This is a genomic window from Exiguobacterium sp. KJ 601 (genome assembly GCF_027161185.1).
GTDB lineage: Bacteria > Bacillota > Bacilli > Exiguobacteriales > Exiguobacteriaceae > Exiguobacterium > Exiguobacterium profundum.
In genome coordinates this window covers 1633677-1659315 of sequence record NZ_JADHZG010000001.1, presented here as the reverse complement: position 1 = coordinate 1659315, position 25639 = coordinate 1633677, and the positions used below count along the sequence as shown (strand labels likewise).

The 25639-nt window shown below is 47.4% G+C and carries 30 protein-coding genes; 26 read left to right on the top strand and 4 right to left on the bottom strand.

Annotated elements, in window-relative coordinates:
- The first annotated feature begins 11 nt into the window (after positions 1 to 11).
- On the top strand, positions 12 to 1364 hold the full coding sequence (locus tag IRJ25_RS08535; protein ID WP_269318099.1) for a cryptochrome/photolyase family protein: 1353 nt from the start codon (positions 12 to 14) through the stop codon (positions 1362 to 1364).
- Between the two features lie 32 nt (positions 1365 to 1396).
- Here the strand turns inward: IRJ25_RS08535 and IRJ25_RS08530 are convergent, their stop codons facing one another.
- Complete coding sequence (locus IRJ25_RS08530; protein WP_269318098.1) at positions 1397 to 2302, bottom strand: COX15/CtaA family protein; 906 nt, start codon at positions 2300 to 2302, stop codon at positions 1397 to 1399.
- A gap of 334 nt (positions 2303 to 2636) precedes the next feature.
- Here IRJ25_RS08530 and cyoE point away from each other — a divergent pair, with 334 nt between their 5' ends.
- The 10 genes from cyoE (at position 2637) to IRJ25_RS08480 (ending at position 10597) form a co-directional block, all read left to right on the top strand.
- Complete coding sequence (gene cyoE / locus IRJ25_RS08525; protein WP_074037356.1) at positions 2637 to 3560, top strand: heme o synthase; 924 nt, start codon at positions 2637 to 2639, stop codon at positions 3558 to 3560.
- Positions 3561 to 3657: 97 nt separating this feature from the next.
- Entirely contained in the window at positions 3658 to 4635 is a 978-nt protein-coding gene (gene coxB / locus IRJ25_RS08520; RefSeq protein WP_214691281.1) for a cytochrome c oxidase subunit II, read from the top strand.
- 38 nt (positions 4636 to 4673) lie between these two features.
- Positions 4674 to 6542 (top strand): cytochrome c oxidase subunit I, encoded by a 1869-nt coding sequence (ctaD, locus tag IRJ25_RS08515; protein ID WP_214691280.1) that lies wholly within the window; start codon positions 4674 to 4676, stop codon positions 6540 to 6542.
- Positions 6543 to 7169 carry a cytochrome (ubi)quinol oxidase subunit III gene (locus IRJ25_RS08510; protein WP_015881284.1) on the top strand — a complete coding sequence of 209 codons (627 nt, stop codon included), beginning with the start codon at positions 6543 to 6545 and terminating at the stop codon, positions 7167 to 7169.
- Between the two features lies 1 nt (position 7170).
- Positions 7171 to 7500, top strand: a complete 330-nt coding sequence (locus IRJ25_RS08505) for a cytochrome C oxidase subunit IV family protein (RefSeq protein ID WP_031421543.1) — start codon at positions 7171 to 7173, stop codon at positions 7498 to 7500.
- Between the two features lie 134 nt (positions 7501 to 7634).
- Positions 7635 to 8558 carry a cytochrome c oxidase assembly protein gene (locus IRJ25_RS08500; protein ID WP_159562043.1) on the top strand — a complete coding sequence of 308 codons (924 nt, stop codon included), beginning with the start codon at positions 7635 to 7637 and terminating at the stop codon, positions 8556 to 8558.
- 24 nt (positions 8559 to 8582) lie between these two features.
- Positions 8583 to 9044 (top strand): DUF420 domain-containing protein, encoded by a 462-nt coding sequence (locus IRJ25_RS08495; protein WP_015881287.1) that lies wholly within the window; start codon positions 8583 to 8585, stop codon positions 9042 to 9044.
- Positions 9045 to 9065: 21 nt separating this feature from the next.
- Positions 9066 to 9680 carry an SCO family protein gene (locus tag IRJ25_RS08490; RefSeq protein ID WP_214691094.1) on the top strand — a complete coding sequence of 205 codons (615 nt, stop codon included), beginning with the start codon at positions 9066 to 9068 and terminating at the stop codon, positions 9678 to 9680.
- 5 nt (positions 9681 to 9685) lie between these two features.
- The gene (locus tag IRJ25_RS08485; protein WP_074037351.1) at positions 9686 to 9958 is read left to right on the top strand and encodes a hypothetical protein; all 273 of its coding nucleotides are present in this window, start codon (positions 9686 to 9688) and stop codon (positions 9956 to 9958) included.
- Between the two features lie 147 nt (positions 9959 to 10105).
- Positions 10106 to 10597 carry a cysteine hydrolase family protein gene (locus IRJ25_RS08480; RefSeq protein WP_159562045.1) on the top strand — a complete coding sequence of 164 codons (492 nt, stop codon included), beginning with the start codon at positions 10106 to 10108 and terminating at the stop codon, positions 10595 to 10597.
- A gap of 45 nt (positions 10598 to 10642) precedes the next feature.
- Here IRJ25_RS08480 and IRJ25_RS08475 read toward each other — a convergent pair whose 3' ends face one another.
- Both IRJ25_RS08475 and IRJ25_RS08470 read right to left on the bottom strand, forming a co-directional pair.
- Positions 10643 to 11005: a YugN family protein gene (locus tag IRJ25_RS08475; RefSeq protein ID WP_015881291.1), complete on the bottom strand. Its 363-nt coding sequence runs from the start codon at positions 11003 to 11005 to the stop codon at positions 10643 to 10645.
- A gap of 104 nt (positions 11006 to 11109) precedes the next feature.
- The gene (locus IRJ25_RS08470) at positions 11110 to 11865 is read right to left on the bottom strand and encodes an ATP-grasp domain-containing protein (RefSeq protein WP_269318097.1); all 756 of its coding nucleotides are present in this window, start codon (positions 11863 to 11865) and stop codon (positions 11110 to 11112) included.
- A 132-nt stretch (positions 11866 to 11997) separates the two neighbouring features.
- Here IRJ25_RS08470 and IRJ25_RS08465 point away from each other — a divergent pair, with 132 nt between their 5' ends.
- The 5 genes from IRJ25_RS08465 to IRJ25_RS08445 are packed head-to-tail and all read left to right on the top strand — an operon-like array spanning position 11998 to position 14789.
- Positions 11998 to 12447: a YlbF family regulator gene (locus IRJ25_RS08465; RefSeq protein WP_015881293.1), complete on the top strand. Its 450-nt coding sequence runs from the start codon at positions 11998 to 12000 to the stop codon at positions 12445 to 12447.
- Positions 12431 to 12685: a YlbG family protein gene (locus IRJ25_RS08460; protein WP_143406649.1), complete on the top strand. Its 255-nt coding sequence runs from the start codon at positions 12431 to 12433 to the stop codon at positions 12683 to 12685. Before IRJ25_RS08465 ends, IRJ25_RS08460 begins: the two co-directional genes overlap by 17 nt.
- A 52-nt stretch (positions 12686 to 12737) precedes the next feature.
- Positions 12738 to 13301, top strand: coding sequence for a 16S rRNA (guanine(966)-N(2))-methyltransferase RsmD (gene rsmD, locus IRJ25_RS08455; protein WP_269318096.1), 564 nt, complete (start codon positions 12738 to 12740; stop codon positions 13299 to 13301).
- Positions 13302 to 13305: 4 nt separating this feature from the next.
- Positions 13306 to 13800, top strand: a complete 495-nt coding sequence (gene coaD / locus IRJ25_RS08450; protein ID WP_015881296.1) for a pantetheine-phosphate adenylyltransferase — start codon at positions 13306 to 13308, stop codon at positions 13798 to 13800.
- Positions 13797 to 14789 carry a SepM family pheromone-processing serine protease gene (locus tag IRJ25_RS08445; protein ID WP_269318095.1) on the top strand — a complete coding sequence of 331 codons (993 nt, stop codon included), beginning with the start codon at positions 13797 to 13799 and terminating at the stop codon, positions 14787 to 14789. The genes coaD and IRJ25_RS08445 overlap by 4 nt, the downstream gene beginning before the upstream one ends.
- Here IRJ25_RS08445 and IRJ25_RS08440 read toward each other — a convergent pair.
- Complete coding sequence (locus IRJ25_RS08440; protein WP_074037342.1) at positions 14768 to 15898, bottom strand: tRNA(Met) cytidine acetate ligase; 1131 nt, start codon at positions 15896 to 15898, stop codon at positions 14768 to 14770. The two genes, IRJ25_RS08445 and IRJ25_RS08440, sit on opposite strands and share 22 nt — an antisense overlap.
- 156 nt (positions 15899 to 16054) lie before the next feature.
- Here IRJ25_RS08440 and IRJ25_RS08435 point away from each other — a divergent pair, with 156 nt between their 5' ends.
- The 10 genes from IRJ25_RS08435 (at position 16055) to mraY (ending at position 25639) form a co-directional block, all read left to right on the top strand.
- Positions 16055 to 16582, top strand: coding sequence for a YceD family protein (locus IRJ25_RS08435; protein WP_015881299.1), 528 nt, complete (start codon positions 16055 to 16057; stop codon positions 16580 to 16582).
- A gap of 22 nt (positions 16583 to 16604) precedes the next feature.
- Positions 16605 to 16778: a 50S ribosomal protein L32 gene (gene rpmF, locus IRJ25_RS08430; RefSeq protein ID WP_015881300.1), complete on the top strand. Its 174-nt coding sequence runs from the start codon at positions 16605 to 16607 to the stop codon at positions 16776 to 16778.
- Between the two features lie 116 nt (positions 16779 to 16894).
- Positions 16895 to 17737, top strand: a complete 843-nt coding sequence (locus tag IRJ25_RS08425) for a 2-dehydropantoate 2-reductase (RefSeq protein ID WP_215244073.1) — start codon at positions 16895 to 16897, stop codon at positions 17735 to 17737.
- Positions 17731 to 18090: a DUF3397 domain-containing protein gene (locus IRJ25_RS08420; RefSeq protein ID WP_015881302.1), complete on the top strand. Its 360-nt coding sequence runs from the start codon at positions 17731 to 17733 to the stop codon at positions 18088 to 18090. The genes IRJ25_RS08425 and IRJ25_RS08420 overlap by 7 nt, the downstream gene beginning before the upstream one ends.
- Positions 18091 to 18114: 24 nt before the next feature.
- Positions 18115 to 19671 (top strand): bacillithiol biosynthesis cysteine-adding enzyme BshC, encoded by a 1557-nt coding sequence (bshC, locus tag IRJ25_RS08415; RefSeq protein ID WP_269318094.1) that lies wholly within the window; start codon positions 18115 to 18117, stop codon positions 19669 to 19671.
- 158 nt (positions 19672 to 19829) lie between these two features.
- Positions 19830 to 20762, top strand: a complete 933-nt coding sequence (gene rsmH, locus IRJ25_RS08410; protein WP_078146645.1) for a 16S rRNA (cytosine(1402)-N(4))-methyltransferase RsmH — start codon at positions 19830 to 19832, stop codon at positions 20760 to 20762.
- A gap of 24 nt (positions 20763 to 20786) precedes the next feature.
- Complete coding sequence (gene ftsL, locus IRJ25_RS08405; RefSeq protein ID WP_074037336.1) at positions 20787 to 21149, top strand: cell division protein FtsL; 363 nt, start codon at positions 20787 to 20789, stop codon at positions 21147 to 21149.
- Positions 21149 to 23296: a penicillin-binding protein gene (locus IRJ25_RS08400; RefSeq protein WP_214691088.1), complete on the top strand. Its 2148-nt coding sequence runs from the start codon at positions 21149 to 21151 to the stop codon at positions 23294 to 23296. Before ftsL ends, IRJ25_RS08400 begins: the two co-directional genes overlap by 1 nt.
- A 57-nt stretch (positions 23297 to 23353) precedes the next feature.
- Positions 23354 to 24658 carry a UDP-N-acetylmuramoyl-tripeptide--D-alanyl-D-alanine ligase gene (locus IRJ25_RS08395; protein WP_269318093.1) on the top strand — a complete coding sequence of 435 codons (1305 nt, stop codon included), beginning with the start codon at positions 23354 to 23356 and terminating at the stop codon, positions 24656 to 24658.
- Positions 24659 to 24679: 21 nt separating this feature from the next.
- Positions 24680 to 25639, top strand: coding sequence for a phospho-N-acetylmuramoyl-pentapeptide-transferase (gene mraY / locus IRJ25_RS08390; RefSeq protein WP_269318092.1), 960 nt, complete (start codon positions 24680 to 24682; stop codon positions 25637 to 25639).

Below are 25639 nucleotides of genomic sequence, written 5' to 3'. Positions count from 1 at the left end.
GAGTGGAGATCATGAGACGAGTATGTTGGTTTCGTTCGGATTTTAGACTGACCGATAATCATATGTTACACCGTGTATTGAAAGATATGGAGGAAGGCGATGACCTAGATTTCGTCTTTTGGTTGAATCCGAAATACTGTGACCCGTTCGAGGTACGGCATGACTATTTCTTCTCGACGATGCGAACGTTCATGTATGATTTAGATGCGAAAGGGTTAGGGCTTCGCGTCCTTGTCGCAGAGACGGAGGATGCGTTCGTGAAACAGCTCGGGGAGATGGATGTGCTCTATTTTAATGCGGAGTACGTGGAACCGTTCAAACAGCGGGATGACCGTGTGATTGAAGCACTTGGTGAAGAAGTAAAAGTTGTGCGACTTCTGGATCGTCACCTGTTTCATCCCGATGCGTTCCGTACAAAAAGTGGCGATCCCTATAAAGTTTTCACCCCGTTCAAAAAAGCGGCGTATGCCGAACAGCCGCCCGCACCGTATGAGGTTGATGTCGATCGTTTATCTCAGTACATCCGTTCAAAGAATGAACAACCGAGTGAACTGAAAGATCTATTCAAACGATGTAATCGTGAATGGAAAGGGCTAGGGGAAACGGAAGCGAAGAAACGATTGACCCACTTCGTCAATGATCGCATGGTCGATTATGACGAGAAGCGTGACATTCCGAGCATCGCCGGGACGAGTCGACTATCTCCTTATTTACGGACAGGTGTGTTGTCGATTCGCACCATCACCGAACAAGTGTTGTCGGCGAGACGATCAAAGGGGCGTGACACGTATTACGATGAGCTGTTATGGCGTGAATTTTATTACATGGTCATGTCAAAGTTCCACGGATTGAAAGATCAACCGTTCAATGATAAATACAAGTCACTTGAATGGGAGGACAATGAAAAGCAGTTCGAAAAGTGGTGTAACGGGGAAACGGGGTATCCAATCGTCGACGCGGCGATGCGTCAGTTGAACGAGACCGGGTGGATGCACAACCGCCTACGCATGATTGTCGCATCTTTCCTATCGAAACATCTCCTTCTCGATTGGCGAAAAGGGGAACGGTATTTCGAGCAAAAGCTGATCGATTATGAGGCAGCGTCGAATATCGGGGGATGGCAATGGGCGGCCTCAGTCGGGACGGACGCTGTTCCGTATTTCCGTATTTTCAATCCGACGACGCAATCCGAGCGATTTGACCCTGATGGGACGTTCATCCGGAAGTATGTGCCGGAGCTGAAACATATAACAGATAAATCGATTCACTTTCCGGACCCGTCAGAGCGAGACAACTATGCCATGCCAATCGTCGATCATAAAGAAGCGAGAGAGCGTGCCCTCGAACGATTTAAAGCATTGTAAACTAAAAAGCGCCGCGGCGCTTTTTAGTTTGGTTATCCGTTCATGTTTTTCAATTGTGCCCCGTCTTGTCGCGCTGTCGACCGATACGCGTGATAAGAGAGGTATGACAGGATACCGAAGTAGCACGTGATCAAGAATGCGTGAAGGAGCGGAACGTAAGTCGCGTGTCCTCCAAGAACGATCCAAGCACCTGTACCGACTTGAAGTAGGATGAAGAAAAGAGACGCCCACATACCGCGCTCAATCAATCGGTTCATTTCTTTTCGGGCAAGATAGAGTACATACAACGTGTACAAAACGAGAATACCCGCCATGATGCGATGTCCCATCTGCACATACGACTCGAACGTCCAGACGTTCTGCTCACAAATCGGCCAACCGACACATGCGTATGTAGCACCGAGGTGACGGACGTAGGCTCCTGTGTACACGACGATCATCGTATAAATTGAAAGACCGTAAAGATGAGATCTTAATCGTCTCGATACGACTTGATGTTCCTGGTCACCTTCGAATAACAGAATCGTCAAAATGAGTAACGATGCGAACGACACGAGAGAAATTCCAAAATGAAGGGCCAGGATGGCATCCGACTGTTGCCAAATGACCGCGCCCGCTCCAATGATTGATTGGATGAGCATAAAGATAAATGCGAGAAACGCAAAGATTTTCACATCGACCCGATGTTTGACCGCGATGAACGTCCAAATGGCGAGCGCAATGATGAGAAGACCTTCAATACCGGAGACTACCCGGTGACTGTATTCAATCATCGTTTCAACACTGGGATTGGTTGGGATTAATTTTCCATGACAGAGTGGCCAGTCCGTCCCACAACCATCTCCTGAATCCGTCTTCGTCACGGTTCCACCCATGATGAGGACAAGCATCATCCCGAGGGTGACAAACCCTGAGAAAAACGCGAGTTTTTTATGCATGTAATACCACCTGCTTCTAATCGAAATCCGTTAAAAAATGTACCTTGTTTATTTATATTTTTTTCGCCATACTTATTATACGGCTTTCCGTTCAAAAAACGAAATGGAAAAGCTTGCAATCGTTATCAAAAACGTTATTCTAATATTAGTAAAGCACATAAGGTGTGACAAATATCACACTATTGACACAAAAAACTCGCTATTTTACAAGCATAAAGGGCGTATTTTATAAAAAAATATGGTATCTTTGTAGAGAGTTAAGTGTATTTTGTTCATATTGTGTTTTTTCTGTGAAGAGAATGCGAGGATTTCGTGATTATGTGGGGGGGTCAGTATGACAAAAGTCAACCCAGGGATGACGGTAGATGTAGAGTATACAGAATCAACGTCATTCCGAGATTACGTCGCCTTAGCGAAAATGGGAATTGTTCGCGCCAACCTGTTGTTGGTGTTTGCAGGATTCTTCGTGGCAGCGACGTACCAGAGCGATACGCCAGTCCTTTACTTGTTTGAAGTTTGGCCACAGCTCTTATTAACGATGTTAGGAAGCGCACTCGTGATTTCGGGGAGTTGTTACCTAAACAACTTTGTGGACCGAGATATCGATTACTTAATGGATCGTACGGACAATCGACCGAGTGTAACCGGCAAGATTTCAGGAGAGAAGATTTTACTCCTTGGATTGACACAACTTGCAATCGGAACACTACTATTGCTCCTTGTATCGTACGTCGCCGCAGTATTCGGTTTAATCGGGGCATTTTTTTATGTCGTGATTTATACGATGTGGCTGAAGCGTACGAGTACGCTCAATACAGTCGTCGGTAGTATTTCGGGAGCCGTTCCACCGCTCATCGGTTGGGCAGCACTAGATCCGGCACTTCATATTGATGCGTGGCTCATGTTCCTTGTCATGTTCTTATGGCAACCACCTCACTTCCTAGCGCTCGCCATGCGACGGACGGAAGAGTATCGAGCGGCAGGCATTCCGATGCTTCCGGTCGTGAACGGATTTGCCATCACGAAACGGCAGATCATCTGGTGGATTGCGACGCTGATTCCGGCATCGCTCTTATTTATGCACTATGGTCTTGTTTACTTGACAGTCGCAGCCGGTTTAGGGGGCTACTGGTTGTATCTCGGATTGAAAGGATTCAACGCCGAGGACGAAATCAAGTGGGCAAACAAAATGTTCTTCTATTCATTAATTTATTTAGTCGTGTGGATTATCGCGCTGATTTTGACAGCACTCTGGTGATCGCACTCACTATATAGAAAACCATTACACATCATTTTGGGAGAAAGTGGGGATTGTTGTGAAATCATTTAAGAAGCTTCTGTTTGGCATCGTCCCGATGATGATGTTCGCAGTCCTGTTATCAGGTTGCGGTCAAGAGGGATTGTCTGCATTGAAGCCGATGGGAGAAGGGGCTGAGCTTCAGCTCCGCATCATTCTCATCAGTTTGGCGATCATGCTCTTCGTACTCATCATCGTATCGGTCATTTACGTGTACGTGCTCATGAAGTTCCGTCGGAAAGATGAATCGATTCCGAAGCAAGTTGAAGGTAGCAGTACACTCGAGATGATTTGGACAGTCGTTCCGATTATCCTTCTCATCATTCTCGCTGTTCCGACAATCACGACGACTGTCGAACTCGCGAAAGCGAAAGAAGCGAAAAAAGAAGAAGAAATCAACGTTACAGCTAACTTGTACTGGTGGGAATTTGAATATCCAGAAGCAGGTGTTGTGACAGGGCAAGAGCTCGTCATTCCAGTCGGAAAACGAGTCGGCATCAACTTGACGTCTAAAGATGTCATTCACTCATTCTGGGTACCGGCTTTATCTGGTAAGACAGATACGAACCCAGGACTTGATAACGAAATGTGGTTACATGCAAATGAACCAGGTACTTACTACGGGAAATGTGCTGAGCTTTGCGGTCCGTCACATGCCCTTATGGACTTTAAAGTCATCGCGCTCGAGCAAGAAGAATATGATCAATGGCTCGCTGACATGAAAGCTAAGCAAGACGAGAACGGTGAGAATCTCGTCGCAGACAACACAAACTTGACTACAGGTGAGCAAGTGTATGTCGAAAGCTGCTTGAGCTGTCACGGCGGCGGTAAAGTGGCACCAAGTTTAACGAACTTCGGTGATCGTGAATGGCTCGCAGGTTACCTCGAAAACAACGAGGACAACTTGAAAGAGTGGATTCGTGACCCGCAAGAGAAGAAACAAGGGGCTCTTATGCCAGGATTCAATGAAGGTCAAATCAGCAACGAAGAATTAGATGCACTCGTTGACTTCTTGTATGAGCAGAAGATTGACTAACGGGAAAAGGGGGATTTCACGTGGCACAGACCACTGCAATGCAGCAATCGCGTAAATACAATGGCATCATGGATTGGATTACGACGGTTGACCACAAAAAAATCGGTATTTTGTATTTGTTCTCAGGAATCTTCTTCCTCCTTCTCGGTGGAATTGAAGCATTACTGATTCGTTGGCAACTCGTCAAACCAATGAACGATTTCGTCAGCGGTGAGACATTTAACCAGTTGATTACGATGCACGGGACGACGATGATCTTCCTAGCGGCCATGCCGATGCTATTCGGTTTTATGAACGCCGTCGTACCACTTCAAATCGGGGCACGCGACGTTGCGTTCCCATTCATTAACTCATTAGGTTTTTGGTTGTTCTTCTTCGGTGGAGTCATGCTTAACTTGAGCTGGTTCTTCGGAGCAGCACCAAACGCAGGGTGGACGGCTTACGCTCCACTTTCAACACAACCGGAAGCGACAGGGGTAGACTTCTACGCTCTCGGTCTTCAGATTTCAGGTTTCGGTTCATTGATGGCCGGGATTAACTTCCTCGTCACCATCTTGAACATGCGTGCGCCAGGAATGAAACTCATGCGTATGCCACTCTTCACATGGACGACTTTCGTTGCATCGGCATTGATCGTCTTCGCATTCCCACCACTTACGGTCGGATTGTTCATGTTGATGTTCGAGCGACTCTTCGGAGCTGCTTATTTTGACCCGGCACTTGGCGGGAACGTTGTCATCTGGGAACACCTTTTCTGGATCTTCGGTCACCCGGAAGTATACATCTTGATCTTACCGGCATTCGGTATTTTCTCGGAAATCATTCCGACATTTGCGCGTAAACGTCTCTTCGGTTACACGACGATGGTCTTCGCGACAATGCTTATCGGTTTCCTTGGATTCATGGTTTGGGTTCACCACATGTTCACAGTCGGTCTTGGTCCAGTTGCCAACTCGATCTTCGCTGTTGCAACGATGGCGATTGCCGTACCAACTGGTGTTAAAATCTTTAACTGGCTCTTCACACTGTGGGGCGGTCAAATTAAATTCAACGTGGCCATGCTTTACTCTGTCGCGTTCATTCCTTCATTCCTCGTTGGTGGGATGACAGGGGTTATGCTTTCAGTCGCACCTGCTGACTATCAGTACCACGACAGCTACTTCGTTGTCGCTCACTTCCACTACGTTATCGTAGGTGGGGTTGTATACGGTCTCTTCGCAGGACTTTACTACTGGTTCCCACTCATGTTCGGAAAAGCCCTTTCTGAAAAGCTTGGATACTGGCAGTTCTGGTTGTTCTTTATCGGGTTCCACTTGACGTTCTTCCCGCAACACTTCCTCGGATTGTTCGGTATGCCACGTCGAGTCTTCACATACCTCGATGGTCAAGGTTGGGATACACTCAACATGCTCTCGACAATCGGTGCATTCTTCATGGGTGTGTCAACGATTGTCTTGCTCATCGCTGTTGTGAAAGCCTTCTTGTCAAAAGACCGCGTCAAACCAGACCACTGGGGAGACGGACGTACGCTTGAGTGGACACTTCCTGTTCCGACTCCAGAGTACAACTTTGCACAAACACCACTCGTCAAAGGACTTGATACGTTCTGGCTCGAGAAAATGGCAGGCAACAAACGCGTGTCAGTCGCTGAGGAAGTTTCGGACATTCACATGCCGAATAACTCGCTCATTCCGTTCTTCATGTCACTCGGCCTCTTTATCGCAGGACTCGGTGCCATCTTCCAGATGGATAACACGGTCGTCGGTTGGTCATTGATTGGATTTGGATTAGCGATGACGTTCGTCTCGATGTTCCTACGTTCTTGGATTGACGATCACGGCTACTACATTCCGAAGTCACAAGTCGAAGCAGACTTGAAAGCGATTCGTGAGAAAGGAGAACAATAAATGGCACATGCAGTTGAAAAACACCCAGTGACCGGTATCCCGGCCAATCCAGAGAAAGCAACACTGGAAGGGAAAAATAAATATGTGGCCTTCTGGTTCTTCCTTGGTGGAGAGACAGTCCTCTTCGCCTCGCTCTTTGGAACATACGTTGGTCTCTTGAACTCTGGTGCGCCAGAGGAATTACGTTCGTATAACATTTTCGAAATGGAGCTCGTCTTCATTATGACGATGCTCCTCCTCACAAGTTCACTTACAAGTGTCCTTGCGATGATGAACATGAAGGCAAACAATCCAGGGCGTATGAAGCTTTGGTTGATTGTGACGCTCCTTCTTGGTGCCGGATTCCTTGGTGCTGAGATTTACGAGTTCATTCACTACTACCACATCGGTCACACGTTCACGTCGAGCGCATTCGGTTCAGCCTTCTATACGTTGGTTGGTTTCCACGGCGCGCACGTAACGTTCGGTCTTCTTTGGATCACGACGCTTTTGATTCGTAACTGGAACCGTCCGATCGATGTATACAATGCACCAAAGTTTTATGTATCGAGTCTATATTGGCACTTTATCGACGTTGTTTGGGTCTTCATCTTCTCAATCGTCTACCTCTTAGGGATGGTGAACTAATATGGAAAAACGAGTAATGAACGAATCTCACAAGCAGTTAGAGCTTGAAGTAAAAGCAGAGTCGAAACGTGAGTATCAGCTTCAATTAATCAGTTTCGCGATGATGATTTTACTCACATTCGTGGCATTCGGCGCCGTCTATGCGGAATTGATGCCGGTGTGGGCAGCAGGTGGTTTTTTAATCATCTTGGCGGTCATCCAAGTCTTCCTACAGTTATATATCTTCATGCATATGAATAACCGTGGGAACACGTGGATCGTTGGCATGATGTGGCTAGGTATCTTTGTTGCCATCATCACGGTCGCTGCACTCCGCTTACTCATTTGGTAATTGTGACAAAGGATTGAACATCTGTGGAAACACGGATGATTCGGTCCTTTTTCCTTTACTTCAAAAATGAATGAATAGTAATCTTGAAGTGAACGGTTTCAAAGGTTAGGGAGAGAAAGAAAAGGGGTGAACGGATGCTCTGGAATACGTCGGAGCTGCTCAATCAATTTGATTGGCTCACGTTATGGAGTCCGCTGTTCGGATTGCTCATGGTCGGGATTTATGTGTTATACGCCGTCGTGACAGAGAGAATGGCGAAGCGAGGATATGCCTCGACCACGTTATTACAAAAGTTTAGTATGTTGTTTGCGATTGTCTTGTATTACATCGGTTTTGGAAGTCCAATCGATGTCATGGCACATATCATTTTATCGGTGCATATGTTCCAAATGGTGCTCGTCTATATTTTGGCACCGGCACTCGTCGTTTACGGTCTACCGTACTGGGTGTTTGAAAAAGTACTTAGCTTCAAATGGATTGGGCCGATGTTCAAGTTTTTGACGAAGCCACTGATCGCGCTCATTTTATTCAACGCATTGTTCTCGATTTACCATATGCCGGTCGTATTCGACTACGTCTTGACGAACTACGGCGTTCACCGTATTTTCCACGGTGCCCTTGTCGTCTTTAGTTTGACGATGTGGTATCCGGTCATCGTTCCACTCGTCTCAGACGAAGAGGAAGGCATGTCCGATTTGAAACGAATGGTGTACATTATCGCCAACGGGGTCTTACTGACACCTGCCTGTGCGCTCATCATCTTTAGTCAAACGACACTCTATAATGCATACACGGACCCACAGACGTTTGCGACGGTCCTTGGATACTGTCTCCCGAATGGTGACGTTTCCGGAATTGATTTAGAGGCGTTGATGGGAGCGACGAACAGTGCGCTCGAAGATCAACGTTTCGGTGGGGTCCTCATGAAACTCGGTCAAGAGATCGTGTACGGCTTCTTCTTCGGCTGGACGTTCTTCGGCTGGGTGCGTCGGACGAAGTCACTTGCTCTTGATGAAGGCATGTCATTCACTCCGCAAGAAACAAATGAAAAAAATTAAACAGAACGTAAAGGGGAAACATTGATGAACTATCTTGCCTTAATTAGTGTGTCATTCATCGTCATCAGTGCGATTCTTGTCGCCATCGGATGGGTGATTATCGCAAAAGACCGCAGCAACATCGAAAAACATAAAAAGGTGATGACGGCCGCAGCGATTGCAGCGACGACGTTCTTCATCCTTTACGTCTCGCGTACCATTTTTGTCGGTAACACGGCATTTGGGGGACCGGATTCAGTGAAGCCGTTCTATCTTGGTTTTATGATTTTCCATATTCTTCTCGCAACCACAGGTGGTATCCTCGGATTGATTACGCTCTATCTCGGTTATAAAAACAAAATCGAGAAGCACCGGAAAATCGGTCCAAAAGCGTCAGTCGTCTGGTTCTTCACGGCCATTACGGGGGTGACGGTTTACATTCTTCTCTATGTGGCATATGACCCAGGTGAAACGACGAACGTATTCCGCGCGATAATCGGAGGATGATCCATAGAGAGGGAGAGCTGTATGAAACGGAATAGCTATTTGACGGTCGGTTTGACCGTCTTGACGCTTGTCGTCATCGGAGTAGCCGTGTATTTTGTTTTCTTCAATCAAGACGACCTACCCGTCATTCAAGAGCCAACCCCGTTCACATTAACGAACGCATTAAATGAAGAGACCTATAATTCCGACAACGGAAAAGTGAAGATTGTGACGTTCTTCTATACGAACTGTCCAGATATTTGTCCGCTCACGTTACGTGATTTTATGAAACTCGAAAAAGAATTGAAAAAAGAGAACTTATACGGCTCGGACGTAGAACTCGTCGCGATCACGGTTGACCCGGAGGTGGATACCGTGCCCGTTCTGAAAAATTACGGGGAAGCATTCCAAGCAGAGCCGACTGGATGGAAGATGTTGACGGGAGACCAGGTAGACATTGACCGAATCACACGTCAGCTACAGTTCTATTATTCGAAGGCGAACAGCGGACTCGTGACGCATGCGACGACGATGTACGTCATCGACCGCCATCATGATGTCCGTGCTGTCGCGCAGATGGCGACGGCAGGGGATGAACCGGTCGATATCGAATCTATCATGGAGGACGTTAAAGTGCTCGCGAATGAAAAGGAGTGATCACCATGAACGATACGATGGCTGTGATTGGGAATGACTATTCATACGGAGACGTGACGATTGCGGAACGGGCAATTGAAGATTTGATCGCGTGTAGCGCAATCGAATTCGGCTTGAAAGAAGTGAAAGTCGTCTCTCGCTCGAAAGACCACTATGATTATCAAATCATTGCACCATTAACACTCGTCGAGGCAGAGCGATTGTATCGCTATGTTCGAGACCAATTCGATTTATTGCTCGGTCAAGTCGATGTGACATTGACCGTCATTGCGGCATGATATAAGGGAGGACCCGTAAAGGGCCTCCTTTTTTATATGCTCGACGCTACGTTTCTTAATGACTATATCTTCCAGAAGTGAACTTTGCTATACTAAATAGCGGAGTCGAACTAATGTTCGCTTTTTAGAAATGGAGGAGGACAAATTATGCAGAACCAAGCCTTAGTCGTTATTGACATTCAAAATGACATCACGAAAAATTACAAAGCAATCATCGACAACATCAATAAAGCGATTGATTGGGCGGTCGAAAAGAAGTTACATATCGTCTATATCCGTCATGAGAATTTATCAGCAGGGACGAGAACGTTCAAAACAGGAACGCGAGGAGCGGAATTAGCACCAGATTTGAAGCTCGCGTCCGACCACGTGTTCACAAAGTACAAGGGCAACGCCTTGACGAGCGAAGCGTTTGTGACGTTCATTGCCAAGCATCACATCGATACGTTTTATATCACTGGGGCTGATGCGACCGCCTGTGTGAAGTCGACTTGCTACAATCTGCGGAAATCTGACTATGCGGTTAGCGTCTTGTCGGATTGCATTACGAGCTACGATTTGAAAAAACTAGAAGATATGATTATGTATTATAAGAGTAAAGGTTGCGTGATCATCGAATCAAAGGACTTGTCGGCGTAAGTTGCCTAACAACGTTTAACTCGCCCATAAGAAAAACCCCTTCGCTTATGCAAGGGGTTTGACTTCTAATGTTTCTGCGAGTGCTTTTAGACGGCGCTCACAGTCGCGGACGATTTCTTCTGGGAAGACTTCATCGTATTCAACACCGTGTGGATAATAATGCTTTCCTAAAATCGGTGTAAGCATTTTGACAACAGCGTGACGATCTTCGATTTGACCTTCGATCGCGTATACAGGTAAGCGAAGATAGAATGTTTCGCCAGTCGATTGTTTCTCATATTTCATGTCATACGTGGCACGCTCGTAATCCCAAGCACCTTCACGGATGAAATGATGATGATCCATGATCGTCTCGAGCAAACCAAAACGGATTTCTTTTCCCTCGATGTGGAACTGCTCAAATTTCATCATAATCCCCCTTTTCGAATAAACCTCATATGTCATCATACCATATTCAAAAACGTTCTTGGAATAACGTGTGTTCAAATTGTGAAAAAAAGATGAACGATTAATCAGCCGAGTGAATTTAAGTATTCCTCGATTTTTTGAGGGAGTTTCACGCCAAGAGGTAGCAGTCCTTCTGATCCGAAAAAGACGTTGAATTCTAAAATGTAAAATCCATCTTCTGTCACGATAACGTCAAACGCTGCGTGATTGATAGATAACGTGTTCGCAATCGATTGAACTTCTTGGACGACGTCTTCCGGGATGTCTTCGTACGAGAAGTTAGCCCCTTGAGCGACATTGTTTAAAAAAGCCTCGCTGACACGCCAATAGGCACCGACTACCTCTTCTCCAATCACGATGATGCGTAAGTCGCGATCATTCGGAATGAACTCTTGGACATAGAACGTATCATGATTCTCGACGTATTCTAACCAGTCTTGGTCATTTTTGATTAACCATACCCCTTGACCCATTGAGGATTTGGCTTTTTTGGCGACGAACGGGTAGTGGAATTCTTCCAACACGCGTTCAATCGTGTATGGGTTCTTTCCATAAATCAATGTCTTCGGAATCCGATGCGGATATGTCGCTTTAAAGGCGCGCGTCATTTCGATCTTGTCGTGCCCGAGGTGATAAGTCGCAGGTGATGGGAAGATTGCTTTATTCATCCCGTAGATGATGGAATTGACCATCCAATACTCAGGGAACAGGACGAGGTCGGCAGCGCGAACCTTATCGAGCTGATCGAAATAATATTCGGGTTTCGCATAATCCGTCTTGATACCGGCCGATCGGATCATATTAAAAGAAACTTTTTTCATACGTAGACGCATCGGTTGCGTCTGTTCACTTCCTTTCTACATGGAACGCCTTGCGGTCAACTTCAATTATAGTGTGGATTGCTTACATAGGGAAACAATTGTGGTAAAATCATGGCAGAAAGGGTGAGGGGTATGATAATCACTGAACAGACGATTGCCCTGCTCGATCAAACAGAAGAATTGACCGATTTGATTGAAGCAAGCGAATCGTTTCAAACATATATTCAAACGAAAGCGGCACGTCTCGCATCACAAGAAGCAAAGGAAATCGAGCGTGAGTTTTTGAAGATGAAAGAGGACTATGAGTATGTCCAGCGATTCGGAAAGCATCATCCGGACCACGACCGCATCAAAAAAGAGATGCATCTCATCAAACGTCGTCTCGATGTACAGCCGGAAATCGCTGCGTTCAAAAAAGCGGAACGAAGCTTGGATAAGTTGTTAGGGGAAGTGAGTGAACTACTCGCTCATTCAGTCTCTCCTAAAATCAAGGTCCCGACCGGTAATCCATTCTTTGATGAAGGTGGATGTTCTGGTGGAGGTAGCTGCGGAGGAGGCGGAAGTTGTGGATGCGCCGTCTAAGTTGAATGAACGGATTGGCTTCGTCGTATACGTGAATTCCTTAAAACAAGTGAAAGCGTTAAGACGTTATGCGAATCTTTACTTTGTCTCAAAACGAGAAAAGTATGCGTTTCTTTATACTGACCTCGAAGGTCATGAAGCCGTACTCGAACAAGTGAAAGCATTGCCGTTTGTGGAAGCGGTCGTTCGAAGCGAACGCCCATTCATTTCCGAAACGTACGAGACAAAATCGAAATAAACAAAAAGATGAAGGTGGCATCACCTTCATCTTTTCTGCTGGAGGGAAAGACATGCGTGTCATATCTGGAGAACGAAAAGGGACCCGTTTAAAAGCGGTCCCAGGAACGGCGACACGGCCGACGACCGATAAAGTGAAGGAATCGTTATTCAACATTATCGGACCTTATTTTTCAGGCGGGAAAGCACTAGACCTTTACGCGGGCAGCGGTGGGCTCGGAATCGAGGCGTTATCACGAGGTTGTGACGAAGCTATTTTTGTCGATCGTCAACCGAAAGCCGTCCAAACGATTCAAGAGAACTTGCGAGCGACCCATTATGAAGTAAAAGGGAGAGTATATCGTCAAGACGCCAAGGCGGTACTCGAACAACTCAAGGTTCAACAGGAACAATTTAAACTCATCTTTATGGATCCTCCATATCATGCGGAAGAACATGTGGCGTTCTTACAAATGATCGATGAATCAGATTTGTTGATCGATATCGGCGTAGTCGTCTGTGAACACGGTAGTGACGTGACGTTACCGGAACGAGTAGGACGATTTGAACGAATTAAAGAACAGCGATACTCAGATATCATCACCATCAGTTTCTATGAGTACGCATCGGAGGAGTGACACGATGAAACGGATTGCGATTTGTCCGGGTAGCTTTGACCCCATCACAAACGGACATCTAGATATTATTGAACGAGCGGCGGCCATTTTTGACGAGGTCATTGTCGCCGTCCTTGAAAATTCAAGCAAGGCCCCATTGTTTGATGTGGAGGAAAGACTTGGACTGATTCGAGACGTGACGACACATCTGCCAAACGTGTCGGCCGACGCGTTCGGTGGATTGCTTGTCGAGTACGCCGCAGAGCGGGAAGCAGCGACGATCGTCCGTGGGCTCCGTGCAGTCTCAGATTTCGAATACGAGCTTCAAATCGCATCAATTAACAAAAAGTTGAATGAGAACGTCGAGACGTTGTTCATGATGACGAATAGTCAATATTCGTTCCTCAGCTCGTCGATTGTCAAAGAAGTGGCGAAATATGGTGCATCGGTCAGTGAACTTGTACCGGAACAGGTTGAAATTGCCTTGCGTAAAAAGTATCAAGTGAGTTCGGGACAATGAAATCGTTAAAAATCGGTCTCGGTCTACTCGTTACAGTGCTTCTCTTCCTGTTCGTCCCACTTCCTTACTATATCTCTTCACCCGGAGCAGCGACCTCAATTGAAGAGTTCCTGACCGTCCAAGGTGGCGAAAAAGAGGATGGTGAACTGATGATGGTGACAATCTCCCAACGCCGTGCGACTCCGTTTTGGTTAGTTGAAAGTTGGGTGACCCCGTTCACGGAAGCGAATTTATCCAGTCGCTATTTATACGATGGGGAGAGTGAGGCAGACTATGAACGTCGCCAACGATTATTGATGGACTCTTCTCAACAAGCAGCAATCCAATACGCCTATCAATTAGCAGATCAAGACGTGACGGTTGATTTCGAGGGAATTTATGTATCTGCTCCGATTCCTGGGTCCCTTGCGGCAAATGTGTTGAAGCCGGGTGATGTCATCACGGCCATCGATGGGATGTCCTTTGCCACTCGCGTCGACTTTTTGAATCGCATATCGGAATTTGAGGCGGGCGATGAAGTGGAGTTGACGATTGAACGAGACGGCGAAGAACGTGTCGTGCAAACGCTCATTCAGCCGATCGATCAAAGCGGGGATCGTGTCGGAATTGGAATCTATGAACCACTTCCCGTTCAAGAAATCACGGCTGATCCTGAAGTCGATGTCGCTTTGACGAATGTCGGCGGTCCATCTGCAGGATTGATGTTCACGTTAGAAATTTATGATCAATTGACGCCAGGTGACTTGGCAAATGGAAAACGGATTGCCGGAACCGGAACGGTCGATGAGGAAGGGAATGTCGGACCTATCGGAGGTGCATGGCAGAAAATTGTCGCCGCCGATGAGGAAAGAGCGGAAGTCTTCTTTGTGCCGGCCGGTTCAAATTATGAAGAGGCGCTGGAATCACGAGACCGCCTAAACAGTGACATTGAAGTCGTCCCTGTAAAGACGGTCGAGGATGCGATTCGTTATTTAGAAGAGATGAACTGAGGGCGTTGCCGGTGCTCGATCAATGCATCATCTTGAAGCGGGAGTCGATATGCTTCGGTGACACGAGCTTCAAAATCGAGCCGGGCATCGAACTTACTGACGAGTTGCACGTCTTCCTTCACATCTCGTAACGCATGTCGTCCGAGATCGTTGAAGGCGAGCGGTCTCACGTAAGGGACTTCATCAAAGCGTGTCGGTGCCTCGACTTTTAACCAGTGAAGCAGTACGGCGACGAACGCCCGCTGAATGGCGGTACGCGTGTAGCGACGTGTCGACACGACAGCAAGTGCACGTTCGAATGAAGGCTCGACTCCCGCCTGCTTAAGACGAGGTGCGAGAGAAGCATCAATTCCTACGAGCTCCGTCAATGTGTGGAGTGGCAAGGTTCTCAGTTTGAATTGTAAGACGGGCCAATAGTGTTCCCAATGTGTCATCGGTTGTGTCCGAAACATCGCTTCAGTCGATGCCGGAACGGCACGAACTTCACCGGTGTCTAGGTAATGAGCCCGAATACCCGTTGCCGACATGACGTCCATTAAAGAAGGATCATGATAATCAGCCCCGAGCCGTTTGACTGTATGTAACTGAATCATCTTTGCTGCTTTGGCGTAATGATAGCCCAAAATGTTGTTTGGTCGCGTCAAATCAAATGAGGGATAAACGGTCCGGAAAGCTCGACTCGAAGCTTGAGCGGACGAGTGTCCTTCATGTAATGCTTCTTGAAGCGCCTCTTTGTAACGTGACGTCTCTTCGACATGTGAACGGGCTGCATGGAGGATTGCATCTATATCCCCGCTCTCACTCCCGAACGATAGCGTCTGGCAACGGAGCTGTTCAGCAATCGAGACGGAGGCTTTAGCGAAACGGTCGGCGCGTTGGACCCCATATTGGGTCGGTAGCTCGATGACAAGATCGATCGCACCGCTCTCGACGGCAGCCTTAGCCCGTTTCCACTTGTCGAACGAGGCGGGTTCGCCCCGTTGAGTGAACTGGGCACTCATGATGGCAATCATGACATCAGCTCCGGTTTCGTGACGTGCAGTTTGCGCTTGATAATAGTGCCCGTTGTGAAACGGGTTGTACTCTGCAATAATGGCCGTCTTTTGCATGATTTACTCCTTTGCATTGTCGTATGGATTGGTGTAAGATGAGTAAGTACGCTTTGGCAAAGCGCCGTCGTCAACTGATTTTAGTGTAAAGAAAAAACATTGACAAAACAAGTTGGCCTATCTATAATTCATATTGTTGCAATTGAGGTGATTCGGATGAAATGGTCTATTGCACAGCTACTTAAGCTCCGAAACCAGGGTGACGGTTTTACAATCGATGAGATGGTAGAACTACCAGAGCTAACTCAGCTCCATCCGGATATCCGTTCGATTCGCCCGGTGCATGTGCACGGGGATGCATCGTTCACATCTAATCAAGTTACATTCAATCTGAAGATTCAAGGTGACCTGACGTTGCCAGATGCGCGAACGTTAGAAGATGTCACTTATGAATTCGATATTGAATCGCTCGAGCCTTTCTTTTTGGAGAATGGGCGTTATACGGAGCAATTCGATGACGTGAATTTGCCAGAAGGAAATACAATCAGTCTTGTACCGATTGTAAAAGAGCTCATCATGTTAGACGTCCCGATGCAAGTTTATGGGAACGAAACAGACAAAACTCAGGTTGAAGGAGAAGGCTGGACGCTCACTGACGAACAGCCCGAAGCCCAACCAAAAATTGACCCGCGTTTCGCGGGACTAGCCGACCTGTTCTCGAAAAAAGAGAACGAGGAAGGTTAACTTATCAAGGAGGTGGACAACGATGGCAGTACCATTCCGTAGAACGTCGAAAACTCGCAAACGTCTTCGTCGTACTCACTTCAAACTCAACGTACCTGGTATGAACGAGTGCCCGAACTGTGGCGAAATGAAACTTTCACACCGTGTTTGCAAATCTTGCGGACATTACAACGGTAAAGAAGTAACAAGCAAATAATGCTTGAAGGAGTGACCTGTTCTCAGGTTACTCCTTTTTTGTTTATCATTTTTGGGTCATGGTGAAAAGATGTGGTAAACTTTTTGTGCGAAAATAGTTCGAATAGGAGGAGGGCCATGATGAACTCCATCAAACGAATTGGTATCATCGGAAACGGAGCGGTCGGATTATTGTTGGCATCTGTGCTCGCAGACGATTACGACGTGACGCTCTATGGAAGGATCGGGTCATCTGATCCACTTTTCATCACACGTATCGGTGTGACGGAAGGGACGGCACGTGTGTCGTTACGGTCAAGTCAGACGCTTCAGGAAACGGACGAGGATCTTTTTTTTGTCACGACGAAAGCCCATCAAGTCGAGGAAGCGACGGCCCGACTCTCGGGTAAGGTGCCCGTCTTTATTTGTTCGAATGGGATTGCCCATCTGGAATATGCGAAACGTCGAGGGTTTCATTTAGGTGTCGTCGAGCATGGGGTGACGAAGCGTGGTCATGAGGTTGAGCATCGTGGACTCGGACGGATTCGAATTGGAAGTACGTCGGGGCTCCATCCTCTATCATTTCAAGAGAGCCCACTTCACATCGTGTGGGAAGAAGATATTGAACAAGTCGTCATTGAAAAATTGTTTGCTAATGCCATCATCAATCCCATCACGGCATTATGCCGGGTCCCGAATGGAGCCCTCGCCGGCTCACCATATCGTGAAATCGCACAATCGATTTACGATGAGTTGGTGCCTTTGTTTGCGCAGCAAGTCTCATTTTCCTACATCGAGACGATTATCGAACGTACCGCACAGAATCGCTCCTCGATGTTGCGCGATCTTGAAGAAGGTCGGCCGACAGAGGTGGATGCGATTTTGAAACCGGTGATTGAGAAAGCCGAACAGATGCAGATTTCTCTCACTGTCATTCCGCTATTACATAAACTGATTCTAGGAGCGAGCGCATCGTGTTAGTGTATATCGTTTCATTTCCACTCATCTTATGGTTTATGGTGTATATGATACTTAGAAAAATTATGCCGAAATCAATCAACTCATTCAAACTCGCATGCGATGCCGGGGTCATCCTTTGGTTTTACGCTTGCAGTATTTTACTTGAGGCCATCGTCGGGACAGATATGTTGCTATTATTGCTCGCAGCCTGCTGTGCGATTTTCCCCATCAACGCGATTTGGCAGCGGATTCGTTATGAGGAAGTGTTGTTCACGAAGATGTTCGTCCATGGTTGGCGGTTACTCTTCTTGCTACTTGTTCCGACCCACGCCATTTTATTCGCAATCGGTGTAGCCCAAGGCATGATTCGTTGATTGATTGAAAGGAAGTTGTTATACGTGAAGGTAGAAGCATTTGATGCTCTATATGCATCCACATCACCGATGATTCAAATCGATCATGAATATGGTCGCTGGCTCGATTATCGAGGGATGGATGAAATCGAAAAACGTGCCGAGGAGGTCTCAGGGCGCACCTATGAGCATCTGTCGGAGCTCGTCGAGATAATAAAGGGACAACAAGAACAGTTCGGGGAACTTTCGGAAGAGTTGGAAGCGAAGCTGGAGTTACTCGCTCAGCGAAAAGCGTACGTGATGGTGACGGGGCAACAGGTCGGCGTATATGGAGGACCTTTGTTTGCCGTATACAAACTGTTAGCGGTCATCAAACGGGCGAAACAGGCTGAAGCGAAATTAGGGAAACCGGTCCTTCCTGTCTTCTGGATGGCGACGGAAGATCATGACTTTGCTGAAATCAACCATGTCTTCACGACACAGGCGTTTTCGAGGACGTTGAAAAAAGATGCCTTGTCATCGTTACCGCTTGCAGGAAAAGCATCGATAGGGGACTTAGAGTTCGAACGGGTAAAGCTCGAACTTGTTCAAATGGCGCAACGTCTTCTACTGAACGAAACAGAGACGCCGTATACTTCACATTTGTATCATGAGCTGATTGACCTCATTCAAGTGAGTCGTTCGTTCGCTCACTTTTTCGGTGGAATGATGCGGCGATTCGTCGGATCTGACTTTTTATTGTTTGACCCGCACGCGAAAGACGTACGGGCTCTCGAACGACCGATGTTCCGAAGTCTCATCGAGCATCATGACAAGCTCCATGAAGCGCTCGGTCATGCGTATGAAGAAGGGATGCCATCGGTCGACTTGAACAGAGACGCGGCCCATCTGTTTTATCACGATGGGACACGAGAGCTGCTCGCGAAGGTCGATGGGGTGTTCACGACAAAGCGAGGACATCGCTTCACTGAAGACGAACTGCTCACAGAGATAGAGGCGCATCCGGAACGTTTCTCAAATAACGTGGTCTCCCGTCCGCTCATGCAGGATTTCCTGTTCCCCACTGTTGGGTATGTGGCAGGTCCCGGTGAAATTGCCTACTGGCTCCAGCTTCGACCGCTCTTCCACGAGATGAGATGGAAGATGCCGCTTCTCTTGCCACGTCTTGGTGGGTTGATCGTGTCAAGAAATGATGAGAAGAAGCTTCGTCAAGAAAGCGTGACATTGGAGCAGTATATGAAGCGACCGCTCCCGGATCATGCATTTGACGATGAAGCGTTTGAAGAAAAGCTATATGCGTATCGGACGCTCACAGAGGCCGTCAGTCATGAGGCAGGGAAACAAGGAAGACGATTTGAGGCGAAGTCGAGACATGTGCTCGAGCGATTGGCGGATGAGATGCGTGCTGAATCGAAGCGAGAACAATATCGTCTGAATGCACGAAGGATTCATCTGTCGACCCGGCTGTTCCCGATGGATGCCCCTCAAGAGCGCATCATCTCGATGGTTCCGATATTAAATCGTCACGGACTAGACGTGTTCAAACGATTGAAACAGGTTTATGAACAATCTGATACGGAGCGATGTTTGTTCTATGTATAATCTTTTTTTGAGAGCTCTTGACATTTGTCGAGAGCTTTTTTTCGTTGTTACCTTTTTGTTTCCTCTTTTCACTAAAAACCTGTACGGACCTTGACATTTTTATGATAAAGTAAGTGTAATAAAACAGTTGAAATATGTAGGTTGAGAGGGTTTTTTGAATGTTTGAGCATGAAACGGTTTTAAAAATGGAGTCCATTGAGGGATTGAACATCAAACCAGATGGGGTATATGTCGATTGTACGTTAGGTGGAGCGGGTCATAGTGAAGAAATCGCAAAGCGTCTAACGACGGGTCAACTATATGCGTTCGACCAAGATGACGTCGCGCTCGCACATGCGAAAGAGCGATTGGCTCCTTATGAAGGCCGTGTGACGTTTATAAAGAGCAATTTCGTTCACTTGAAGGAAGAACTCGCCCAACGTGGTGTGACAAAAGTGGACGGTGTACTATTCGACCTAGGCGTTTCTTCGCCACAGCTAGATGAGGCGGAGCGCGGGTTCAGTTACAACTATGACGCACCGCTCGATATGAGAATGGACCGGTCACGGGACTTTTCAGCCTATCATGTTGTGAACGAATGGTCGTTCGGAGAACTTGCTCGTATTTTCTTTACATACGGGGAGGAAAAGTTTTCAAAGCAAATCGCACGAAAGATTGAGCAAGCCCGTGCCGATAAACCGATTGAGACGACATTCGAGCTTGTCGACTTGATTAAAGAAGCGATTCCTGCACCAGCTAGACGAAAAGGCGGACACCCGGCGAAGCGGACGTTCCAAGCGATTCGAATCGCCGTCAATGACGAGTTGAACGTATTCGACCGCGCCGTTCAAGATGCGATTGATTTACTTGCATTGAATGGACGCATCTGTGTCATCACGTTCCATTCGTTAGAAGACCGCATTTGTAAACAAGTGTTCAAAGAGCGAAGCCAGCATCCACCATTACCACCGGGGTTGCCGGTCATTCCGAAAGAATTTGAACCGGAACTCAAACTCATCACGCGTAAGCCGATCGTGGCGAGTGAGGGAGAACTTGAAGATAACCGTCGTTCACGCTCTGCTAAGTTGAGAGTGGCCGAAAAACAAAAATAACCGAGAGTGTAGGAGGGATACCTGATGCCAGAAGCTGCCCGTAAGGCGTTGCAGCCTCAAGTAACACCGAATCGAAATCCGATTCCGCAAGAACGACCAATACCTGCTCCAAAACGACGCACGTTGACCTTGTTTGAATCGATCCTGTATCCAGTGATGATTGGTTCAGTGGTCATGTTCGGTGGCATCACGGTGTCGAAGCACAATGAAGCGTATAATATTATGCGTGATACAGCAACCGTCAATCAGCAGGTCGACGGGGTTGCAAAAGAAAACGAAGAACTAAAGTATGAAATCGCCCAATTAAGCTCGCCCGAAAGAATTTATGCGATTGCCGAGAAGCTCGGAATGAAATTCAATGAAAAGAATGTCAAGGTGATTGATTGATGAATTCTTTAAAACAGAGTAAAAAAAGAGTGGCGTGGGTAGCGATTGTCTGCTTCACCCCGCTCTTTTTATTTTTTGTCGGATGGTTCCTTTATTTATCCGTCACCCATACGTACAAAGGGGAGAACATGCTCGCATTCGCGGAAGAGCAACGGTGGAAAGCAGTCAGTACGTTAGAAGCGGAACGGGGCGAGGTGTATGATCGCTTCGGTCAACCGATTGCCATCAACATTCCATCATACCGGCTCGTTGCCGTTTTGAAACTCGGTGGTGAGCGGGTCAAAGGGAAGACGCTTATGCCTGATGAGTTCGCCGAAGCGGCGAAGCAATTGTCGACCGTGCTGCCTATGACAGAAGCCGATTTATTGAAACGGCTTGAACAAAATGCCGACCTTGGACAGATCGAGTTCGGTGTTCCCGGTCGTGACTTGACCGTAGAACAAAAAGAAGAGATCGAAGCATTCGACCTAAACGGCATCACGTTTGTCGAGGAACCGAAGCGCTATTACCCGAACAAAGTATTTGCTTCCTCGGTAATCGGATATGCCCAGAAAATTGACCAGAACGGTCGTATCGAACTCGTCGGTGAATTAGGGATTGAAAAGTCTCTGAATGATATTTTAAGTGAATCGTACGGTCTGTATCGATTTGAGAAAGATTTGGCAGGTCGTGAACTCATATCGAGTGACGAGCAGTTGAAGATTGAACCGGAAGACGGGGCGGACGTCCAATTGACAATCGACCACAGAATCCAACAGTTGCTCGAAACGAAGATGAATGAGTTGTATGAGGAGTATGAGCCGAAACATGCGACGGCCATCATCATGGACCCGAAAACGGGAGAGATCATCGCACTATCGGACCGACCATCGTTTGATCCGAACACACGCGAGATTTCTTCGTACAGTAACTTCTCTGTTTCGTCTCGATTCGAACCTGGATCGACGATGAAGATCTTTACGCTCGCGGCAGCCATCAATGAAGGCGTGTACAATCCGAATGAGCTGTATGAATCCGGTTCATACAAATATGGCAAGACGGTCTTCAATGATTACAACATTACGGGATGGGGTACCATTCCTATGGTAGAAGGCGTCTGGCATTCGTCGAACGTCGCATTCTCGATTTTAGCGAACGAACGACTTGGTCTCAGTCGATATGAAGATTACTTTAAAGCTTTCAAGTTTGATCAGCGGACAGGAATCGATTTGCCTGGAGAGGTCAATAGTCAATTCGATTTCGAAAGTCCGATGAACGTCTTGATTACAGCATGGGGACAATCGACAGCGGTGACACCGATGCAAATTTTGCAAGCGACATCGGCCATCGCAACGGATGGGACGATGAAGCAACCGCACCTCATCAAGAAAATCGTCAACAGCGAGACCGGCGAAACCATTCGGACGACCAATCCGAAAGAAGTCGGTCAACCGATCACGGCGGAGACAGCCAAAAAGACACGTGAAGCGCTCGACGGTGTCGTCAATAGCGATGTGGGAACCGGGCAACTGTATGCGTTAGACAACTATCGTGTCGTCGGAAAAACCGGTACCGCTCAAATCGCCGAGAACGGAAAATATTTGAGTGGACAGTATATTCACTCGTTCGTCGGGATGGCTCCGGAAGACGATCCGGAACTTGTCATGTATATCGCGGTGGACAGACCGAACAGTGACTCGTCTACGACCGGACCACGAATCATGGCGCCACTTTTCAAAGACGTGATGGATGTCGCATTACGTTACCGGAGTGTCGAGCCTGAAAAACAAGAAAAAGCAGTCGAAGCCTCGACGAAGACAACGTCTTCGTATATCGGTCAAAACCGTGAAGAGGCAGTGAACGCATCGACGGAGAATTCCTTCAATCCGATCGTGTTAGGTGATGGAGACGAAGTGATTGCGCAGAGTCCTGTGAAAGGACAATCTTATGTCGTCGGTGAACGATTGTTGCTAAAAACGAGCGAGTCGTTTACGATGCCTACATTAAAAGGTTGGTCGTTGCGTGACGTAAAACGTTTAGCGACCCTTTATCAATTAAATTTAGAAATCGACGGTACCGGATTTGTCACATCGCAATCGATTGGCAAAGGGAAACCGGTCAAAACAGGTGCCTCCTTGAAAGTGAAATTGGAGACCCCGTCGAATTAACGCACGAGATGAAGAGGGCTGCGGCTCTCTTTTCCTATGTAAGAGGAGGAAGTTTGTATGGAACAACTGACAGTTCAAAAATTGGCATCATGGTTTGGCATGGATCTAAATGACGAACGTCTCGTCGAACGGGTCGCCACAGATTCAAGAGATGCAAACGAGGCGGGTCTCTTCGTCCCAATCGTTGGGGCGCGAGTCGACGGTCATGATTACATCGAGGCGGCCGTTGAAAAGGGTGCGATTGTCACGTTCTGGGAAGAAGGTCGTCCTCAACCAGAAAACCTGGTTGTCATCCCTGTGAAATCAACGATTGAGGCATTGCAAACGGCAGCGGCGCGATATTTAGAAGAAATCAATCCGCTCGTCGTCGCCATTACAGGCTCGAATGGGAAGACGTCGACAAAAGACATGGTCGCTGTCGTGCTCGAGGAGAAGTTCAAGACGCATAAGACGGCCGGTAACTTCAACTCGGACGTCGGCTTGCCACTTACCGTTCTCAGAATGCCACGGGATACGGAAGTAGCCGTCCTAGAGATGGGAATGAACGGATTCGGTCAAATCGAGACGCTGTCAAAACTCGCCAAGCCTGATGTGGCGTTTGTGACGAATATCGGGGAGTCCCACGGTGAACAAGTCGGCGGACGGACAGGTATCGCCAAGGCGAAACTTGAGATCAAGACCGGTCTCAAAGCAGACGGTCGCTTGATCGTCGATGCGGATGAGCCACTTCTTTCTGGTCAAGGCTATCGTGTCGGATACGATGAAACAGCGGATGGGAAAATTGAAGTGATCGAAACGACATTTGACGCATCAATCTTTAAATACAACGGTGATTTGTATGAACTAAAGGTGCTCGGTGCCCATCAGATTCGAAACGCAGCCTATGCAATCGCATGTGGACTTACGTTCGGTCTCGATCATGCGATGATTCAACGTGGCCTAGACCGAATCAAGTTGACATCGATGCGGATGGAAAAACAGATGTTCGGCGAAGCTCACCTCATTAACGATGCCTACAACGCAAGTCCGACGTCGATGATTGCAGCGATTGAGACGGTCAAGTCGCTTGAAGGTTTCTCGAAGCGTGTGCTCGTCCTTGGAGATATGTACGAGTTAGGAATGGATGAACAACTGCAACACGAACAAGTCGGTGGCGCGGTGACATCTCCCGTGACCGATTGTATTCTCGTCGGAGACAAGGCAAAATGGATCGCGGATGGGATTCAAGATTCACGAGTGAACGTTAAAATGGTCCCGACGGTTGAGGAAGCGAAGGCGCTCCTTCATCATTATCAACGACCGGATACTGTGGTATTGTTAAAGGCATCTCGAGGACTGGCGCTTGAGCGTCTTGTTCAATAAATAGAGTAGTGAGGTAGCAACATGTTAATTAGTTTAATCGTATTAATCAGTTCATTATTAAGTGTCTTGATCGTGATGCCGCGAGCCATCCCAGCATTGCGTCAATTAAAGTTCGGACAAGAGATTCGTGATGAAGGTCCAGGTTGGCACCAGAAGAAGTCGGGTACACCGACGATGGGTGGGATTGTCATCCTGCTCGCCATCCTCGTCGGATTCATCGTATCCGTCATTTTTGGCGAAGCGGTTGCTGGATTCGGGACTCTTCTATTCGTTACGATGGCATTCGGTGTCATCGGTTTCTTAGATGACTACATCAAAGTCGTCAACAAACGAAACCTCGGATTGACGTCCCTTCAGAAGTTGATTGGTCAAATCGTGGTATCGGTATTGTTTGCATGGTTCTTGTCACTCGGGGGAGACCTCGATACATCGATCTCGATTCCATTCACGTCGATTTCGTTCGATACAGGATGGTTCTATATCGCCATTGTCATCTTGTGGCTCGTCGGATTCTCAAACGCCGTCAACTTGACAGATGGATTAGACGGACTCGTCTCCTTCTCGGCCATCCCGACGTTCACATTCTTTGGGATTTACGCCCTTACACAAGATGAACTTGGGATTGCTTGGTTCGCTTTTGCGGTCGTCGGTGCCTTGATCGGGTTCCTAGTCTTCAATAAGTATCCGGCTAAAATCTTCATGGGTGACACCGGTTCGCTCGCACTAGGCGGAGCCGTCGCTGGACTCGCTTTGATGTTGAAGCTCGAATTGCTTCTCGTTTTTGTCGGAATCATTTTCGTCATCGAGACATTGAGCGTCATCTTGCAAGTCATCTCGTTTAAAACGACGGGGAAACGACTCTTCAAGATGAGTCCGATCCATCACCACTTCGAAATGGTCGGGTGGTCAGAATGGCGCATCGTACTCACGTTCGGAGGCATCAGTTTAATTACAGCAGGTTTATCATTACTACTCATGTAA

Excerpts from the sequence above, each read along its gene's own strand:
- IRJ25_RS08535 (WP_269318099.1), top strand. The coding sequence starts at position 12 with ATGAGACGAGTATGTTGGTTTCGTTCGGATTTTAGACTGACCGATAAT.
- IRJ25_RS08530 (WP_269318098.1), bottom strand. The coding sequence starts at position 2,302 with ATGCATAAAAAACTCGCGTTTTTCTCAGGGTTTGTCACCCTCGGGATG.
- cyoE (WP_074037356.1), top strand. The coding sequence starts at position 2,637 with ATGACAAAAGTCAACCCAGGGATGACGGTAGATGTAGAGTATACAGAA.
- coxB (WP_214691281.1), top strand. The coding sequence starts at position 3,658 with ATGATGATGTTCGCAGTCCTGTTATCAGGTTGCGGTCAAGAGGGATTG.
- ctaD (WP_214691280.1), top strand. The coding sequence starts at position 4,674 with ATGCAGCAATCGCGTAAATACAATGGCATCATGGATTGGATTACGACG.
- IRJ25_RS08510 (WP_015881284.1), top strand. The coding sequence starts at position 6,543 with ATGGCACATGCAGTTGAAAAACACCCAGTGACCGGTATCCCGGCCAAT.
- IRJ25_RS08505 (WP_031421543.1), top strand. The coding sequence starts at position 7,171 with ATGGAAAAACGAGTAATGAACGAATCTCACAAGCAGTTAGAGCTTGAA.
- IRJ25_RS08500 (WP_159562043.1), top strand. The coding sequence starts at position 7,635 with ATGCTCTGGAATACGTCGGAGCTGCTCAATCAATTTGATTGGCTCACG.
- IRJ25_RS08495 (WP_015881287.1), top strand. The coding sequence starts at position 8,583 with ATGAACTATCTTGCCTTAATTAGTGTGTCATTCATCGTCATCAGTGCG.
- IRJ25_RS08490 (WP_214691094.1), top strand. The coding sequence starts at position 9,066 with ATGAAACGGAATAGCTATTTGACGGTCGGTTTGACCGTCTTGACGCTT.
- IRJ25_RS08485 (WP_074037351.1), top strand. The coding sequence starts at position 9,686 with ATGAACGATACGATGGCTGTGATTGGGAATGACTATTCATACGGAGAC.
- IRJ25_RS08480 (WP_159562045.1), top strand. The coding sequence starts at position 10,106 with ATGCAGAACCAAGCCTTAGTCGTTATTGACATTCAAAATGACATCACG.
- IRJ25_RS08475 (WP_015881291.1), bottom strand. The coding sequence starts at position 11,005 with ATGAAATTTGAGCAGTTCCACATCGAGGGAAAAGAAATCCGTTTTGGT.
- IRJ25_RS08470 (WP_269318097.1), bottom strand. The coding sequence starts at position 11,865 with ATGAAAAAAGTTTCTTTTAATATGATCCGATCGGCCGGTATCAAGACG.
- IRJ25_RS08465 (WP_015881293.1), top strand. The coding sequence starts at position 11,998 with ATGATAATCACTGAACAGACGATTGCCCTGCTCGATCAAACAGAAGAA.
- rsmD (WP_269318096.1), top strand. The coding sequence starts at position 12,738 with ATGCGTGTCATATCTGGAGAACGAAAAGGGACCCGTTTAAAAGCGGTC.
- coaD (WP_015881296.1), top strand. The coding sequence starts at position 13,306 with ATGAAACGGATTGCGATTTGTCCGGGTAGCTTTGACCCCATCACAAAC.
- IRJ25_RS08445 (WP_269318095.1), top strand. The coding sequence starts at position 13,797 with ATGAAATCGTTAAAAATCGGTCTCGGTCTACTCGTTACAGTGCTTCTC.
- IRJ25_RS08440 (WP_074037342.1), bottom strand. The coding sequence starts at position 15,898 with ATGCAAAAGACGGCCATTATTGCAGAGTACAACCCGTTTCACAACGGG.
- IRJ25_RS08435 (WP_015881299.1), top strand. The coding sequence starts at position 16,055 with ATGAAATGGTCTATTGCACAGCTACTTAAGCTCCGAAACCAGGGTGAC.
- rpmF (WP_015881300.1), top strand. The coding sequence starts at position 16,605 with ATGGCAGTACCATTCCGTAGAACGTCGAAAACTCGCAAACGTCTTCGT.
- IRJ25_RS08425 (WP_215244073.1), top strand. The coding sequence starts at position 16,895 with ATGATGAACTCCATCAAACGAATTGGTATCATCGGAAACGGAGCGGTC.
- rsmH (WP_078146645.1), top strand. The coding sequence starts at position 19,830 with ATGTTTGAGCATGAAACGGTTTTAAAAATGGAGTCCATTGAGGGATTG.
- ftsL (WP_074037336.1), top strand. The coding sequence starts at position 20,787 with ATGCCAGAAGCTGCCCGTAAGGCGTTGCAGCCTCAAGTAACACCGAAT.
- IRJ25_RS08400 (WP_214691088.1), top strand. The coding sequence starts at position 21,149 with ATGAATTCTTTAAAACAGAGTAAAAAAAGAGTGGCGTGGGTAGCGATT.
- IRJ25_RS08395 (WP_269318093.1), top strand. The coding sequence starts at position 23,354 with ATGGAACAACTGACAGTTCAAAAATTGGCATCATGGTTTGGCATGGAT.
- mraY (WP_269318092.1), top strand. The coding sequence starts at position 24,680 with ATGTTAATTAGTTTAATCGTATTAATCAGTTCATTATTAAGTGTCTTG.